Consider the following 18,632-nt stretch of genomic DNA (forward strand, 5'->3'; position numbering starts at 1 on the left):
TTTTATTAAAGTGAGAATTAACGATAGCTATGGTTATGATTAACAGTTTCTAATCCTAAAATGAATTAGAATAAACTCTATTTTAAACTAGTAAATTTATTTATACACAGTACTAAACTATATATATGTTAATAAACTGTTATTAATTACTTTCCATTTAAATACATGAAAATAAAACAAAGGCTTGAATCCATAAAGTTATTAACATTATCCACATTTACCCTGTGGATAAGTTGTTGATTTCATGTTAGTTTCATGTTAATAAACTAAAATCTTAATATTATTATCCTAAAAATTACTTTATATTTACTGTATTTTTATTCATATCTGTATATTTTATGAAAGAGTTAAAGAGTAGTTAAAATTTTCTTAATATTTCAATAATTATATGCTATAATATATATAAGGGGTATTTATCTATGAAAGGTTGGGTTGCTTATGCAAAACAATAATGTTATCTTTGTAAATTTTAAGAATAAGAATCGCTATAAAAGAAAAAAACGTATACTATTCTTTCTTAGAAATTTAAAAAAACATTTCGATAAGTTGTTCAATAGAAAAGGAAATTACAATTACTCTAAAAAGATAACAAATATAAATTAGCAATTAATTTCCTTATTTAAATTAACGTTTGCTCCCTGTTAAGGGAGTTTATATTTTTTTGCATATGCATGTACAGCCTTTGTTTACATTATCATTTATGCTAAAATATAATAGTTAAATATTATATTTTCTAAGAGAGGAGGAAAAGGGACTTCTTCCCTTTTAAATAATTATGAGAATAGGCATGGGTTATGATGTGCATAAACTAGTTGAAAATAGAAAACTTATACTGGGTGGCGTAGAAATTGCCTATGAAAAAGGTTTATTAGGCCACTCCGATGCAGACGTATTAATTCACGCCATAATGGATAGCTTGCTTGGCGCTGCTGCTCTTGGTGACATAGGAAAACATTTTCCAGACACTGATAAATCTTTCAAAGATATATCAAGTATATTATTACTACAAAAGGTTGGTGAACTTATAAAACATAAAGGATACACCATAGTAAATATAGATGCTACTATAATAGCTCAAAAACCTAAAATGGCACCTCACATAGAGTCTATGAGAATAAATATATCAAATGCTTTAAACATATCCATAGATCAAATAAATGTAAAAGCTACTACAGAAGAAGGACTTGGCTTCACTGGACGCCAAGAAGGCATATCTTCTCAAAGCATTTGTTTAATACAGTAAAAGTGTAATGTTTACAATAATCCAAATCTTATATAGTTTCAAATTGAAAGTTAAAAATTGAGAGTTTATAGTTATATAACAAATTCTACTTAATTGAACTTCTTATATAACTGCGAACTCTCATATCTTTATTCATAACTAAAAAATTTTATTATGATTTGCGCTTGTTTTTTTTGATTTTTAAAAGTTCCGATGTATTTAACGAATCATTTTCTTTAGTTTCTTCTTGTGATAAACCTTTAGCTTTTTTATCTATAGGAATATTATTTTTATATAATGTTTCTTTAGTTTTTTTACTAGTATTTTGTTCTAACTTTTTCTCTTCGGTTTCTTCATTAAAAATTTCTTTTACCTTTTCTTTCTTATTTTTATTCTGAACTATTTTTTTGTTAGGATTTAAAAATAAGTTTATACGAGATAAAATACTTTTTACCTTATTTTCTAATTTTATATATGGAAATTCTAACTTTCTTATGGCTATATCAAATACAAATAATATTATAGCTAAAGCAATAAAAAAACTAGAAAGCTCCCTCTTAGTATATACATCTTCTAAGTTTCCTTGAAAAACCTCATTAGGGCTATTTATATACTTTCCTTCTACACCCTTAACCAACTCTTCTAAAGAGCCTTTACCACCATCAATTCTGTATTCTGGTGAATAATCCATACTCATAGCACCCATTGCTGAATTTACTATTTGTCCATTCTTTATATCCTTAGCTTTTACAATATATACTCCATTCTCATCTACTGTAAATTCACCAGAAAATTTATTTATTTCCTTTGGGTACAATTTAATCTTCTTATTTTTCATAGATGGGGTTATTATCTGAGCTTCAAGTACAGAAGATGAACCCAAATTAGTTCCCTGTACTTCTATAACTCCCTTTTCTCCATCTAACTTAGTATTTACGTGCATAGAATCATTATTATAATTTTCTATACTCCAATTTATTAAGTTTTGCCATATTTTTAAGTTTTTATCCCATGAAATAAAGTTTTTACTCCATTTTCCATTCATATCTGAATTCCATGCTGCTGTTTTACCTAATCCATATTGCCACACCGTAAGTATTGGATCATCCTCTGGTGTTTTAAGTACTACTTTGGAAGTTTTTTTAGGCGTAGCCCCTATATATCCTAAAAGATCTGGGAAACCATTTTCATATACTCCTGAAAGTACAGCATGAGAGGATTGAACCACAGGAGTAAATTTCTTATTATTTAAATAGGTCCTAGCAGCCATAAATGTTTCCTTTGCAAATATCCTTGGTATGCTGCCTGAATTATCTGTATAATAAAATCTTCCTCTTGCACCCTTCGCTATATTTTTTAGAAGTATTCTATCGGAATCTGAACCTACAGCTACTGTAGATACAGTTATATTTTTATTTTTAAAATCCCTTATTAGAGTATCATACCCTTCTCTTTCAGCTTGGCCATCAGTTAATAAAATCATATGTTTTATTTCAGCCTTACTACCTTTTAATGAATTGTATCCCTCATATAATGCAGGCAATATACTAGTTCCTCCACCAGACCTTATAGTTCCTATGGAGTCTCTTATGGTCTTTCTATCCTTTACATTTTGTCTTTTAACCACCCAATATTGTGCATCATCAAAGGCAATTACTCCAATTTCATCTTTCTCTCTTAAAAATTCTGAAGTCCTTGCTGCAGCTTCCTTAGCAAGCTCCATTTTTTCCCCACTCATGCTGCCAGATCTATCTATTACCAGCATCATAGCTATAGATGGTATCTCTTTCTTTCCTCGCATATCCATGTATACGGGTAAAACATCTTCTAGGGGTGTTTTAGCATATCCTCCTAGTGCAAAGGAGTTATCTCCTCCTACCGCTATAAAACCTCCACCTAAATCTCTTACGTATGTGTTCAATGAATTTAAAAATCCGCTACTTAAATTTTCAGAAGATACATTACAAGTTATTATGCTCTTATATTTAGACAAAGTTTTTATATCAGAGGGCTCTGCCCCTGCTTTTACCAATTGAAAATCAACATTAGATGCTCTTAATATGTTAATCATTTCTGAAGAATCTTTTTTATTATCTTCAATCACTAAAATTTTAACCTTATGCTTTACATTAGTAAAAGCTGATGCTTCATTATTCCTTAACTCCTGATCCCCTTCTGGCTCTATAACCACTTTATAGGTTTTAAAGCCTCCCTCTTTAGCTTTATCTTTAAAAATAAATCTATTGTCACCCTTAGTTATCTTAACTGTAGACTCACCTTTTTTTGCATTATCACTAAAAAAATTAACTTTACAGTTAGTATTTATATTGCTTTTTATATTAACTATAACATTAAATTCTTCTCCCACTCTAACGTTTTCTGGCACTTCAACCTTATGTATCGCCGCATCTTTTTTTTCATCATTTCCTATTTCATAAACCTTGAAATCCACCTTTTGTTCTTTTAATGTGGATATTAGTTTAGAACTTTCCCCTTGATTTTCCTTTCCATCGGTTATAAGAACAATTCTTTTTTTATTTCCTTCTCCAATATTTAAAAGACCACTCACTATAGCATTTTCTATATTAGTATAGCTCTTTACTGGCTCCGTTTGAATTCCTGAAAAAATAGTTTTTTTAGAAACAAAATTTTCTATAATGGCATTTTGCCCAAAAGTCATTATCCCCACCAAGTCATCTCTTTTTTTATTCTCTATAGACTTTTTTACAAACTCCTCTATTTTTTCTTTATTATTGCTGATACTATCTGAAGAATCTACTAAAAATATAGTACTTGTATCCTTAGCCTTCCACACTAGACTTAATCCGCTTAAAGAAAAAATTAAGACTATAATAAGTAAACTCCTAACTAGAAGCAATAATCTCTTTTTCATTTTATTTATTTCTAATTTTCTCCCTGTATACCAAAAAAATATCAATAACACAGGTAACAAAAGTAGTATGAACTGTTTTTCAAAATGAAATTTCAAACTTAGCCCTCCTTTTTTATCCAGTCTTTATATCTATTTTGGCAGAAGAACATTTTTTTGTAAAGAATATTTAAATAATTAGGTACATGAAAATAAATAACAAGTTAAAGATGCTGATATATTTTGTGTCAGACAAGGAAGCAGGTTCCGCCCCTAATAGAACTATCGGTGGAACCTGCTGACGCAGTATGACGCAAAATAGATTAGCATACTGACTTGTTATTTATTTGAATGCACCTTACTCTACTAAGATATGATTATTACCATAGATAATCATGAAATAAGATTTCAATAGATTTTTTAACATTATTAGCGCATAATATAAAAAGCGATATGATTAAAATCATATCGCCTTATATATCAACTTATCGTTAATTCGCTATCTACTATAGTTTAACTACGTTAGAAGCTTGAGGTCCTTTTTGTCCTTCAACTACTTCGAATTCAACTTCTTGACCTTCTTCTAAAGATTTGAATCCGTCTCCTTGGATAGCTGAGAAATGTACGAATACGTCATTTTCTCCTTCTACAGATAAAAATCCGAATCCTTTTTCTTTGTTAAACCATTTTACTGTACCTTTTTTCATTTTAAATTCCTCCATATTCCTTAAATAAATTAAATATATTTATAGATAAAGGGTGTTCACATATAACCTTAATACTGAATTAATGCCATATGGAGAAACTGAGTCAATTTAATATAATAGAAAACACATCCATTAAATACTAAATAGGAACTAATTTCTTAATCTTCATCTATAAATTTGTTCTTATTAATTCTACACCTTTAAGAAAGAAATTTCAAGTAAAAAAATAAAATTATTAATTTTTTTAATTTATTTAGTTCTTATTGACTTATTTCTACCAAATAGTATTATTTTCCCTGTCTAGCCCTTATATTTATTTATACTCAAATCCCTAAAAAATATACTGTTTTTCATAATTTAAATAGCTAATTTTCAATAAAAATTACTTCATATATTCACAATTACTTTTTATATAAAACTATCACTCTAAAATTATTTTTTATTAATCCTTATTTACTACTCCCTACCCTAATATATTAATATAACATCACCAATAGTGAGAGTGGATTACGAATTGTAAATTGACATTTTAAAATATTATTTAAAAAATAAATATATTTTATCGTATCTATAGATTTTACATATATACATAACTTAAATCAAAAAAATCAAATACAATTATTAAAGAAGGGAGTGTACATATATATGAACGATTTACCTAAAATGTTTAATGAATTTAGCGAAGCGAGAAGAGAAGGATTTATAAAGATTAAAAATTTAAAAGAAGAAGGGAAAAAAATAGTAGGCACCTTCTGTGCTTTTACTCCTTGTGAAATTATGATGGCTGCAGACGCCATTCCTGTTTCCCTTTGTGGAATGAGTGAAGAACCTGTTTCTGATGCTGAAAGAGATTTACCTAGAAATTTATGTCCTTTAATAAAATCTAGTTATGGTTTTGCTATAACACAAAAATGCCCTTACTTCTATTTCTCAGATATCATAGTTGGCGAAACTACCTGTGATGGCAAAAAGAAAATGTATGAATACTTAAGCCAAATAAAACCTATGCACGTAATGCAACTTCCTCAAACTGTAAACCATGAAAGATCTATGGAAATCTGGCGGGGAGAAATGATCGCTCTAAAAAAAGCATTAGAAAATCAATTCCAAATAGAAATCTCTGAAGAAAAAATTAAAGAGAGCATAAAACTAAAAAATAAAGAAAGAAAAATCTTAAGAGAATTCTATGAGTTAGGAAAACTTTGTCCACCACCTATGACTGGTCTTGAGATGCTTCAAGTACTATATGGAACAGACTTTAGCATGGACAAAAATAAACAAAATAATGACATAAAATCTTTAATAGAAGAAATCAAAAAGAAATACAATGAAGGTGAAAGAAAGGTATCAGAAAAAGCTCCTAGAATACTTATAACTGGATGTCCTATGGGTGGAGCTACAGAAAAAATAATAAAAATAATTGAAGAAAGTGGTGGAGTTGTAGTTTGCTTTGAAAACTGCAGTGGAATAAAATCCAAATACTCTCTTGTAGATGAAGACAAAAACGTATACGATGCTTTAGCAGAAAGATATCTAAACATAGGATGTTCTTGCATGGCTCCTAATGACAACAGAATTGATTTGCTTTCTAATTTAATAGATGAGTATAAAATAGATGGAGTACTAGATATGATTTTACAAGCATGTCATACTTTCAACGTAGAAACTAAACGTATAAGGGATTTTGTAACAAAGGAAAAAGGTATTCCTTATACAAGTATAGAAACAGATTACTCTCAATCTGATATTGGACAACTTAAAACTAGAATATCCGCATTTATTGAAATGCTTTAACAACACTAAAAAAATATATTGTGAGATAATACATTGAATAAAAATCTGATTTTAATTCCGTAATAAATGTGGAATTTGGGACTGTTCACAATACGCCAAGAACTTCTAAATGTCTCACAGTTAAAACCCCTAAAGCTTTCAAACTCACTCGTTCCTCGTTCAAACATGAAAGCTTCTTAACGGGTCTTTAACTGTGAGACATAAGAAGTTCTAAGGCTAATTCAATAGTCCCCAATTCCACATTTATTACTACATTAAAATCAGATTTTTAGTTTAATATGTATATGGTTTGAGAGGAGGAACCTGCTAAAGGAGGATTTTCCTCCTCTACGTTACAGAAAATCTTTAATTTATAAATAGAAAAACGCTCATAATATTTTTTAGGCGTAACCTTTGGGTAAAATTTATACTACACGTAAAAATAAGGAAATAACTAAAATTTAATACATTTTGCAGTAAAGTAACATTTTTATATGGGTTTTAGCTATATTATTTACGTTGGCTATCCGCCATCAGAAGCGAGTTTGAAAGCTTTAGGTACATGAAAACAAATAACAAGTCAAAGATGCTGGTATATTTTGTGTCAGACAAGGAAGCAGGTTCCACCGCTAGTAGAACTATCGGTGGAACCTGCTGACGCAGTATGACGCAAAATAGACTAGCATACTGACTTGTTATTTATTTGAATGTGCCTTAGGGTATTGAAATTTGAAAACATTAGAATTTCTTGGCGTATTGCGAACAGTCTTAAAAAATATATTTATTGTGGACTTAAAGACAGATTTTTCTTATTGCACTTACATCACAATATTCTTAACTTCCAAATCTAACTACTACCTGATTTTTTAGCATATTCCAAATTCCTTTGTCTTCCATACCCAATCTCCAAAGTGCTATACCCTTAATACCCATTTGGTAAGCTTTATCAATTTTAGCCTTGATACTCCTAGTATCTTCAAACCATACTTCGTGTTTTTCTCCCTTTTCATCTGTATATGCAAAGGTTGGAGTTTGGGTCTTTTCATCAAATATTATATCTTTGTTATATTTTTTAGCTAAATCTACTGCCATATTATAAGTAACATAAGTATTTTTTCCAGTAGTTAAATTAAAATCGAATCCAAATACAGAAACTGCTGCAACTACATTTTCCCTAGGCATTTTGGTTATAGTGTATCCTATTACTCTTTCCATCCATCCTATAGAAACCACAGGTCCTGGACCACTTCCTGGCCATCCATGTTCATTATAAAGCATTATAACTGCTTCATCTAAAACACTACCTATCCTTCCATAGTCAAAAGGGTCTGAGAAAGGATTAAAAGGCTCATCACTTACTCTAGCTGGAAGAGCTGCAGACACATAGTATCCTTGTTCTTTAAGCTTTCTGGAAAGTTCCTCATAAAATAATGATAACTTATCCTTATCCTTTAAATACACATCTTCTATATCAATATTGACACCATCAAAATTATACTTCCTTAATAATGTCAATATATTTTCTATAAAGGCTCCTCTAGTTTCAGCCGTTGAAACCATTTTATTTACTAATTCCTTAGCTAAAGTAGTTCCTCCATCTTTATATAATAAATTATGAACTGTAGCCAATACCTTAATATTACTTCTATGTGCTATTAATACTATATTCTTTACATACTCATCTGTAAATTCTCCAAATTTTTCTATACTAGTAGCCTCCTTAGGATCTATTCTAAACAAAAATAAACCCAGTTCCGGAATACTATTCTTATTATCTATAAAAGACTGATAGGAACTTGGAAGAGCCGGCCCTTCCTCCCTAGTATAATAGCCCAATATAGTGCTTATAGGTTTTTCTACCCAATATACATTAAAGTTCACTTGTTCTTTAGGTACCCATCCAAATTTATCATTATGAAGTTTTACTTTGTACCAATTATCTCTGGAACCCACCATAGACATTTTAGAATTTACAGCCAACTTTTGTAACTCTCTATAAGAAATACTTGGTCCCACTCTTATACTTACATTATCTATATTTGTCACTACCTCACTATAAAAAGGTATCTTCAGTGATTGGCCAATATAAAGATTTACACTCTTTAATGCATTTAATTTAATAATACTTTCAACAGTAGTATTTAAAGTTCTAGCTATAGAATATAGCGAATCTCCTGATTGGACAATATAAAAACTAGCAGGTATATAAATTTTCTGTCCAACATATATTGAATTACTTTGTAAATTATTGTACTCCCTTATTCTACTAGGAACTAAATTAAATTTTATAGCTATGGAATAAAGACTATCTCTAGGTTTAACATAATAAATAACTGGCAGCATGCTATCCTTCCTAAAAAATTATTACTCCTTACTATACTATGCTTTTATAGTAAAATAAGATACATGGAAAGAAATAACAAGTCAAAGATACTGGTATATTTTGTGTCAGACAAAGAAGCAGGTTCCGCCGCTAGTAGGACTATCGGTGGAACCTGCTGACGCAATATGACGCAAAATAGACTAGCATACTGACTTGTTATTTATTTGAATGTGCCTAAGTTATATTATGAAGTAAAACAATATTATTTTCTTAAAAATTCATTATGAAAAAACTACTGCCAACATAGCAATTATAAAACAAAATAATGCTATTTTCTTGAATTAGATGGTTCAAGTCTAACTTTATTTCCTTTAATTTTTATCCCATTAACATTTTTAATAACTCTTTCACTTAATTCCTCTGGCACTTCTACAAAAGAGTATTTCTCATATATATCAATTTTTCCTATTTCTTTACCCTTTATCCTAGCTTCTCTAGCTATGTTATTTACAAAATCTCCTGTAGTAACCTTTTGCTTTCTACCTAAGTTTACAAATAATCTTATCATGCCCTCTTCTGCACCGGTTTGCTTTCTTTCATCTTGAATATTATTTTCTAATTCTTCACTTTTATTATCCTGGTATTCCATATACATTTTTAGAAGTCCCGCAGCTAAAACTGTTTCATTAAAACCGTCCTTAGTTAACTGTTTAATATAATTGTAATATCTATTTGGAATTTGCTCTTCTGCAGCTTCTTTTACATCTTGAAGAAAACGCTTCGCTTTTATTTCTTCCACTTCTTCTTTATTAGGAACTTTTGCTTCACTTACCTTCATTTTAGTATATCTTTCTATTTCCTTTAACTTTCTTATTTCCCTTGAAGATATAAAACTAAAGGCTTTTCCTTCTCTTCCTGCACGTCCTGTTCTACCTGTTCTATGAACATAATACTCATCAAATTGTGGTAAATCATAATTAAATACCACTTCCACATCATCTACATCTATACCTCTAGCCACCACGTCTGTAGCTACTAGTATCTGTATTATTCCTTTTCTAAATTTATTCATGACCTTATCTCTTTGGTTTTGGCTTAAATCACCATGAATAGCATCTGCAAAAAATCCTCTTGACTGCAATTCAACTACTAATTCATCCACCATTTTCTTGGTATTGCAAAATACAACTGCAAGTTTCGGATTAGATATAACCATTAATCTAGTTAAAAGTTCTAATTTATCCTTTTGCTTTACTACAAAATATTTTTGCTCTATATTAGAAACAGTAAGTTGCTTTTTTATTACCTTAATTAATTTAGGCTCTTTCTGATATCTTTTAGTTATATCTAAAATAGCTTTGGGCATAGTAGCTGAAAATAATAGAGTTTGTCTTTCTTCTGGTGTTTCTTTAAGTATTGTCTCTATATCATCTACAAATCCCATATTAAGCATTTCATCTGCTTCATCTAAAGCTACTATATTTATATCTTTTAACTTAAGAGTTCCCCTTCTCATGTGGTCCATAACTCTTCCTGGAGTTCCTACAACCACTTGAGTTCCTCTTTTTAATTCTCTTATCTGTGCATCTATTGATCCACCCCCATATATAGGTGTTACTTTTAAATGCCTTTTATGACTAGAAAGTTTTTTCATTTCTTTTGCAAACTGTATTGCAAGCTCACGAGTAGGACAAAGTATTATACTTTGAAGTTTTTTACTCTCATCATCTATTTTCTCTATAATAGGAATTCCTATAGCTGCCGTCTTACCTGTACCTGTTTGTGCTTGACCTATTACATCTCTTCCTTCTAATACATATGGAATAGCTTTGTATTGAATAGGGGTTGCCTCTTTATATCCCATTTTCTCTATGGTCTTTTTCATTTCACTAGATAATTGTAATTGTTCAAAATTAGTATTTTCCTTCATTCTATATTTCCTCTCCAAATTTATTTGCATACACTAGAGCTTGGTTAAACTATAAACACCGCTATTAAGCACTATTAACTCTTATTGGATGTAAATCATACCCTACGCTCCATTGTTCAAAAGCTTTTGGAAATACTTTCTTATTTCTAATAACCTCCAATAAGATCACCACTATTTAAGTAAATTTACTAATATTCTATAATTTACAAAATTAAAAAACGATACTCAAATGAACATCGTTTTTATTTTACATAAATAAACCAAATATATTCACTTTAAATGCATACTAATTTAAAATAACATATTGAAAGCTTCGTGTCAATGTTAATCCAAAACTGTTTCTGTGTCATATATATTTTTAACTTTATACAAATAAAAGCTTAAAAAGAATCTTATTACTAAATCAATTCCCATAGCTATCCACACCATAACTATATTAGTCTTTAATACATAAGCTAAAAATAGTGAAGCTGGTATCCTTATACACCAAAGTCCTATGCCCGATACAATCATAGGAACTTTTGTATATCCCGCTCCCCTTAAGGCACCATTTAAAACTCCTGAAGCATTTTGTGCTATTTGCACTACACCCATTATTATTAAATACTTAACTCCTAAAACTATTATATTTTCCTTATCTGTAAGCATTCTTAAAACTCCATGAGGGAAAAATACTAAAATAATAGTAGTTACTGCAGTTATCATCATAGAACCCTTCATTATCTCTTTTAAATATTTTTTTCCTTTTTCTCCATCCCTAGCTCCTACACACTGTCCTATAAAAGTAGTAGCTGCTATACCAAACCCCGCAGCTGGCATAAACGATATGGATTCTGCTTGAAGTCCCAATTGATATGCGGCAAATACAGTATTTCCATACTTAAGCATTATCCTAGTGAGAATTATAGCTGATAATTGCCAAAATAATGATTCCATGGAAGAAGGAATTCCCACTCTATAAATACTTTTAACTTCCTGTAAATTAAGTTGAAAAAAATTCTTATTTAAAAGTGGATTTAACACTCCATTTTTTCTAAAAAACACATAAAAAGCTATGCAAGATCCTACAAATTGTGCCAGGACTGTAGCTACTGCTGCCCCTCTAAGTCCAAGCTTGGGAAATCCTAACTTTCCAAATATAAAAAGAAACCCAAATCCAATATTAACTATATTCATAACTAAAGCCATATAAAATGGTGTTTTTGCATCTCCCATACTTTGAAGCACTGAAATAGCTATGAGCATTATGGCTAAAAAAGGTAGTCCAAAAGATACTATCCTCAAATACTGTGCGGCATTACTTAAAAGTACAGCATCAGGCTTAAATATAGATAAAATTTTAGGTGCATTCCAAAATATAATCTGTTGTATTACTATAACTAATATTAAAGATGAAAGTATGGTTTGTTGTATTACATTTCTCAATTTATCCATCTTTTTTGCTCCATAGGCTTGAGCTACAAAAACTCCAGCTCCTATGGTTATGCCTTTAAAAATCGCCCAGACTATGTTAGCAATTCTAGACCCTATACCTATGGAACCTATGGCAATCTCCCCTAGCCTACCTACCATGGCCATAGAGAAAAGTCCAACAGACATCTCTAGTATACTTTCTAAAGTAATAGGTAGTATTAGATAAAAAATCTTTTTTCTTATTTCTTTTAATTCTTCCTTTTCCCTACATATCTCCACTTTTGAACTCCCCTTCCATGAATAAAACTAAACTTCAAAATAAATATACATATCCAAAATACTCTTTTCTCAAATTTAAAAATTCTAAGTTAAATTCCTTTCCATATTACTTACCCAGCTTTGGCACATAATTCTTAAATTGTATATTAGTTAAATAAAATAACTACAGATATAATTTTATAACTGACAAGGCTATATTATTCATTAACTGCATTTTCTGATTCTAAATTCTTCTGTTTTTTCTTAAAAAAATCCCATCTAGTCTCTGCTGTTATTATTGATAAGAATATAAATACACATCCTATTATTATTTTAACTGTAAGCTCTTCTCCAAGAAATATAACTCCAAATAAGCATCCAAAAAATGACTCTAAAGAAAGTATTATTGCTGCATGAGTCGAGGATGTGTACTTTTGAGCAATATTTTGTACAAGGAAGGCTATCAATGTACTAAATACACTTAAATACACTATAGATAACATAGCATCAGTACTTAAATAAGATAATTTAGGCTCAAATATTAAAGCAAAAATATAAGATAAAATTGCTGCCACACCAAATTGAATTACCGTAAGTACTATTGGATCTAATTTTTCAGCATAAAAGCCTATAGCTATTATTTGAGCAGCAAAAAACACTGAACATACGAGTGTAAGAGCATCTCCTAAATTAATTTTTAAATTTCCATGCATAGTCAACATTCCTATGCCTAGAAAAGCTAAAAAAGCTGCTGCAATAGAATAATTATCTGGTTTTTTCTTAATAACAATCCAACACAAAAAAGGAACTTCTACCACATATATTGCTGTAAGAAAAGCTTGCTTTCCAGCTGTAGTATATTGAATACCTATTGTTTGAAATGCAAAGGCTAAAAATAAAAATATACCTATTACACTTCCACCTATTAGATCTTTTTTACTAATTTTTTTAACCTTTTTCCAAAATACTAAACACATAAGTAAAAAAGATAAACTAAATCTCATAGCCATTATATAAAAAGGAGTTATTGAGTTAAGCGCATCCTTAACAACCACAAATCCTCCACCCCATAGCATTGCTACTAAAAGAAGCGATAAATCTGCAATCAGATTCTTTCTTTTTTCTACTTTTACCATGTAAATCTCTCCCTCCATTTTAAAATTCAAATAAAACATTTTAGGTACATGAAAATAAATAACAAGTCAAAGATGCTGGTATATTTTGTGTCAGACAAGGAAGCAGGTTCCGCCGCTAGTAAAACTATCGGTGGGTTCTGCTGACGCAGTATGACGCAAAATAGACTAGCATACTGACTTGTTATTTATTTGAATGTGCCTTATAGTGCTGCAATAAAAAAGAACTACTATTTCAACATAAAAAAATATGTACAATATGTTTATATTATAAAAAACTAATAGCATGCTTTAATCGTATTAATATTATCAGATAATGCATTGAAAAATCAATCTAAATTATTATAATATTATGATTTTTATTTCATAGTTATATATTCTTTAATTTAAATTTAATGGTACTAATTAAAATGGTATATTCATCTCCATCCTCCTAAATTATTAAAAAGATTAGAGCACACAAACATATCCTCTAATCTTTAGCATAAATACGCATACTATTTTAATATTATTAGTTCCTTAGTAGAATTAGTTAATATTTCATATCCTTTCTTCCTAACCACTATGGTATCTTCTATTCTAACTCCTCCCCATCCAGGCATATACAGTCCTGGTTCCAATGTAATAACACAATTTTCCTGTAGCGTCCTATCACAATACTTACCTAAGAAAGGCTGTTCATGCAATTCTCTTCCAACTCCATGCCCTATACCTGCATAATAATATTTTTCATAGTCTTTAATTATCTCTCTTATTCTATCATCTGGTGTTTTTCCATTTACCCCTGCTTTAATAGTTTTTAATCCTTCTTCTTGTGCCTGCTTAACTAAATTATAAATTTCTATTTTTTTATCATCTAAATGTCCTACACCTATAGTTCTTGTCATATCTGAAATATATCCATTATATAATGCCCCATAATCTAAAGTTATTAAATCTCCATCTTCAATAACTTTATTATCTGGCTTACCATGAAGAAGTGATGTTTTCTTACCAGATATTAAAATAGTATCAAATCCTACACCTGAAGCTCCTTCCTTTCTCATATAATATTCCAGTTCCAGAGCCACTCGACTTTCTGTCATACCAGGCTTTATAAAATTTAATATTTTCTCAAAGGCCACATCTGCAATTCTACAAGCTTCTCTTATGTTAGCTATTTCCTCTTCATCTTTTATGAATCTTAATTTTTCTACTAATCCAGAGGTTGGAATCAACTCTACACCATTTATTTTTTCTCTAAAATCTTCATAAAGTCCATAGGTCATCTTATCCTTTTCAAATCCTACAGATTTTAATTCTAACTCTTTAACTATCTGATTAACAGTATCACCCAAAGTTCCAACAGGTTTACCCCATTTTATAACTTTATAATCTGGACACTGTTTTTGAGCTTGTTCAATATACCTTCCATCTGTTATGAAAAAGTTTTCTTTCTCAGTTATGAAAACATATGAATCAGAGTCAGTAAATCCACTGATATATCTAACATTAGCTTCTCTCATTAAAAAAAGGCCTTCTATACCACTTTTTTTCATTTCAACTAAAAGGTTTTCTATCCTATTATGTATCTCCATAATAATTATCTCCCCCTTTTTAGTGTTAAAACCAAATTTACTATACTTATATCTTCTTATTTGTAACATTTTATTATGTTTTAAATATACTTCTCAACTATTTGGACATTTCTCTAGATTTGTCTGCACAAACTCTCATAGCTTCTATAACCGCACTTCTAAATCCTCTTTCTTCTAAAGCTGCCACTGCTTCAATAGTGGTTCCCCCTGGAGAACATACCATATCTTTTAAAGCTCCTGGGTGCTTTCCTGTTTCCAAAACCATTTTAGCTGAACCTAATACTGCTTGAGCTGCCATTTTGTAAGCTTTATCCCTTGGAATTCCCTCTAATACCGCTGCATCAGCCATAGCCTCAATGAACATAAACACATAAGCTGGTGATGAACCACTTACTGCTGTAACAGCATCCATGTATTTTTCCTCTAAAATTTCCGCCTTTCCAAAGCTCTCAAATATATTAACAGCTTCTTGAAGTTCTTCCTTTGTGACCTTACTGTTTGGAGCTAAAGCTGCCATTCCCTCTCCAACTAACGCAGGAGTATTTGGCATTACTTTTATAACCTTAATATCCCTTCCAAATAATTCTTCTGTTTCTTTTATTCCTTTTCCTGCCGCTATAGTTATTATAACAACATCTTCCTTAATAGCATCCTTTAAACCATCTATAACTATTTTGTATATATTTGGCTTTATTGACAATATAAGTATGTCTGCTTCCTTTGCTACTTCTCTATTATCTGTAGTAATCCTAATTCCAAATTCTTTTTTAGTTTCTTCTAGTCTCTTCTCATTTAAATCTCCAACTATAATATTTTCTGGAGCTGATATTCCTGCCTTTATAAGCCCTGCCATCATAGCTCCACCCATATTACCACAACCTATAAATCCAATTACCTTATTCATCCTAATAATCCCCTTTCAAATTATAAATTTCAGTGATTTTAACTTATAAAATTAAAATCATTTATTACCTTGTATTTATTTACATTTCAAATATTCTTTGATTTTCAGGTATATTACCACCTAATTAAGCTTACAATTAGGCGGCATAACTCTATATAATTAAATATTTTGCTCCGTCCTATCTATAATTTCATCTTGTAAATCCTTATTTAAATTGTTGAAATAATCACTATAACCAGCAACTCTAACTATAAGGTCTTTATATTTTTCTGGATGTTTTTGGGCATCAAGTAAAGTACTCTTGTCCACAACGTTAAATTGAATATGGTGACCATCCAATTTAAAGTAAGCTCTTACAAGACTTGCTAAACTATTTATTCCATCTTCACCATCTAAAACTTTAGGAGTGAACTTTTGATTTAAAAGAGTTCCTCCAGTCTTAATATGATCCATTTTTGCTGCTGATTTTATAACAGCTGTAGGTCCTAATTTATCTGCACCTTTAGATGGAGATATACCTTCAGAAAGCGGCTCTTTTGCCTTTCTTCCGTCAGATGATGCTCCCATAACAGAGCCAAAGTACACGTGGCAAGTGGTTGGCAACATATCTATTCTATAGTGACCACCTTTCATACTTTTTCTTCCAGTAACCTCTTCATAATAAGCATCAAATATTTCTCTCATTATGCTATCTGCATAATCATCATCATTTCCATACTTAGGGGATTTATTAAATACCAAATTGTGTACAACTTCATGACCTTTAAAGTTGTCTTCTAAAGCTTTTAAAAGTTCCTTCATAGTTATATTTTCTTTGTCAAATACTTGATATTTTATAGCAGCTAAACTATCTGATATAGTTCCTATGCCTACCCCTTGAATATAGTTAGTATTGTATCTTGCTCCCCCTGCATTATAGTCTCTTCCTTTTTTAATACAATCATCTATTATTATTGATAAAAATGGAGCTGGCATATATTCCATATACAATTTTTCTATAACATTATTTCCTCTAATCTTAATTTCAACAAAGTGATGAAGTTGTTTCTTAAACGCTTCAAAAAGTTCTTCATAACACTTAAATTCTGATGCTTCTCCCGTTTTGAGACCTATTTGTTCTCCTGTCAAATAATCTTTTCCATTCATTAAAGTTACTTCTAATATCTTTGGAAGGTTTAAATATCCCGTTAATATATAAGCTTCTTTACCAAATGCTCCTGTTTCCACACAACCGCTAGTTCCACCACATCTGGCATCTTCCAATGTTTTTCCTGCTCTTAACATTTCAGAAATAACTTCATCTGCATTAAATATAGATGGTTGTCCCCATCCCTTTCTAATTATTTCACAGGCTTTCTTTAGAAATTTATCTGGGTTCTTCTTACTTAATTGAATATTAGAACTTGGTTGCAAAAGTCTCATCTCATCTATAACTTCTAAAACCATGTAGGTTACATCATTAACCCCATCTCTACCTTCTTTGGTTAATCCACCACTATTTATATTAGCAAAATCAGTATAAGTTCCACTTTCAGCCAAAGTTATTCCTACCTTTGGAGGAGCTGGTTGATTGTTAAACTTAACCCAGAAAAGTTGAAGTAATTCTTTTGCTTTTTCTCTATCTATAGTTCCTTCTTCCAATTCTTTTTTGTAAAATGGATATAAATGTTGATCTAATCTTCCTGGGTTAAAGGAATCCCAAGTATTTAATTCAGAAATTACTCCTAAATGAACAAACCAATACATTTGTAGAGCTTCATAGAATGTTCTTGGAGCATTTTCTGGCACCCAATTACAAGTTTCTGATATTTTTAGAAGTTCTTCTTTTCTATTTGAATTCTTCTCTTTATCTGCCATCTTCTTAGCTAGTTTAGCATATCTTTTTCCATAAATTATAATGGCATCACAACATATCTTCATAGCCTCTAATTCATCTTTCTTATCTAGGGCTTCCACATCATTTACATAATCTATATTATTTAAAGTTTCCTCTATGTCTTTTTTGAAATCTTTAAATCCTTTATGATATATTTTTTCATCTGCCACTGTATGACCTGGTGCTCTTTGCTCCATAAATTCAGTAAATATACCTGCTTTATAGCAATCTTGCCACTGCTTAGTCATTCTTTCAAAGATTTTATGTCTCATAGATCTTTCTTCCCAAAAAGGTATTATTACCTCTTCTTGTATCTTTCTAGTTTTTTCATCTACTTTAAAAGATATCTTTTCACGCTTATCCATAATATCCAAATCTTCTAGGGTGTGACAGCAAAGCTCTGGGTAAGTTGGCGTAGCTGCTGGCTTTTCTCCTCTTTCTCCTACTATAATCTCATCATGATTTATGCAAAGTGTCTTTTTCTCCATTATATTTTTAAAAACCAAAGCTCTAAGTACTGGATTGGAGACCTTACCCTGATATTTTTGATAAACTTCATTCACAAGCTGGGCTCTTTCCATAGTTATGTATGGAACAGCCATTAAACTTTCCTCCTTCAATTTTCTAACTCTTTCATTCATGTATAT

11 protein-coding genes are annotated in these 18,632 nt (G+C 30.4%); 2 read left to right on the forward strand and 9 right to left on the reverse strand.

The features are described 5' to 3' along the window. Positions 1-775 precede the first annotated feature (775 nt). A complete protein-coding gene (gene ispF / locus C1715_RS17745; RefSeq protein WP_102401676.1) occupies positions 776-1,243 on the forward strand; it encodes a 2-C-methyl-D-erythritol 2,4-cyclodiphosphate synthase in 468 nt (155 codons plus the stop codon). Between the two features lie 151 nt (positions 1,244-1,394). On the opposite strand, the gene C1715_RS17750 is transcribed toward ispF, so the two are convergent. Then, a complete protein-coding gene (locus C1715_RS17750) occupies positions 1,395-4,211 on the reverse strand; it encodes a VWA domain-containing protein (protein ID WP_102401677.1) in 2,817 nt (938 codons plus the stop codon). Between the two features lie 386 nt (positions 4,212-4,597). After that, the gene (locus C1715_RS17755; protein ID WP_035294394.1) at positions 4,598-4,798 is read right to left on the reverse strand and encodes a cold-shock protein; all 201 of its coding nucleotides are present in this window, start codon (positions 4,796-4,798) and stop codon (positions 4,598-4,600) included. 645 nt (positions 4,799-5,443) lie between these two features. Between C1715_RS17755 and C1715_RS17760 the strand changes: the two genes are divergently transcribed. Beyond that, positions 5,444-6,592 carry a double-cubane-cluster-containing anaerobic reductase gene (locus C1715_RS17760; protein WP_102401678.1) on the forward strand — a complete coding sequence of 383 codons (1,149 nt, stop codon included), beginning with the start codon at positions 5,444-5,446 and terminating at the stop codon, positions 6,590-6,592. Between the two features lie 813 nt (positions 6,593-7,405). On the opposite strand, the gene C1715_RS17765 is transcribed toward C1715_RS17760, so the two are convergent. From C1715_RS17765 to hypD, 7 genes are all read right to left on the reverse strand, one after another. Further along, positions 7,406-8,914 carry a glycosyl hydrolase family 18 protein gene (locus C1715_RS17765; RefSeq protein ID WP_102401679.1) on the reverse strand — a complete coding sequence of 503 codons (1,509 nt, stop codon included), beginning with the start codon at positions 8,912-8,914 and terminating at the stop codon, positions 7,406-7,408. 308 nt (positions 8,915-9,222) lie between these two features. After that, positions 9,223-10,824 carry a DEAD/DEAH box helicase gene (locus tag C1715_RS17770; protein ID WP_102401680.1) on the reverse strand — a complete coding sequence of 534 codons (1,602 nt, stop codon included), beginning with the start codon at positions 10,822-10,824 and terminating at the stop codon, positions 9,223-9,225. 324 nt (positions 10,825-11,148) lie between these two features. Further along, a complete protein-coding gene (locus C1715_RS17775) occupies positions 11,149-12,516 on the reverse strand; it encodes an MATE family efflux transporter (RefSeq protein WP_242971994.1) in 1,368 nt (455 codons plus the stop codon). Positions 12,517-12,713: 197 nt separating this feature from the next. Then, positions 12,714-13,631 (reverse strand): DMT family transporter, encoded by a 918-nt coding sequence (locus C1715_RS17780; RefSeq protein ID WP_102401681.1) that lies wholly within the window; start codon positions 13,629-13,631, stop codon positions 12,714-12,716. A 494-nt stretch (positions 13,632-14,125) separates the two neighbouring features. Continuing rightward, on the reverse strand, positions 14,126-15,205 hold the full coding sequence (locus tag C1715_RS17785; protein WP_102401682.1) for a M24 family metallopeptidase: 1,080 nt from the start codon (positions 15,203-15,205) through the stop codon (positions 14,126-14,128). A 97-nt stretch (positions 15,206-15,302) separates the two neighbouring features. Continuing rightward, a complete protein-coding gene (gene proC, locus C1715_RS17790) occupies positions 15,303-16,109 on the reverse strand; it encodes a pyrroline-5-carboxylate reductase (RefSeq protein ID WP_102401683.1) in 807 nt (268 codons plus the stop codon). A gap of 159 nt (positions 16,110-16,268) precedes the next feature. Then, on the reverse strand, positions 16,269-18,626 hold the full coding sequence (hypD, locus tag C1715_RS17795) for a trans-4-hydroxy-L-proline dehydratase (protein WP_102401684.1): 2,358 nt from the start codon (positions 18,624-18,626) through the stop codon (positions 16,269-16,271). Positions 18,627-18,632: the final 6 nt, after the last annotated feature.

The organism is Haloimpatiens massiliensis (assembly GCF_900184255.1).
Taxonomy (GTDB): domain Bacteria; phylum Bacillota; class Clostridia; order Clostridiales; family Clostridiaceae; genus Haloimpatiens; species Haloimpatiens massiliensis.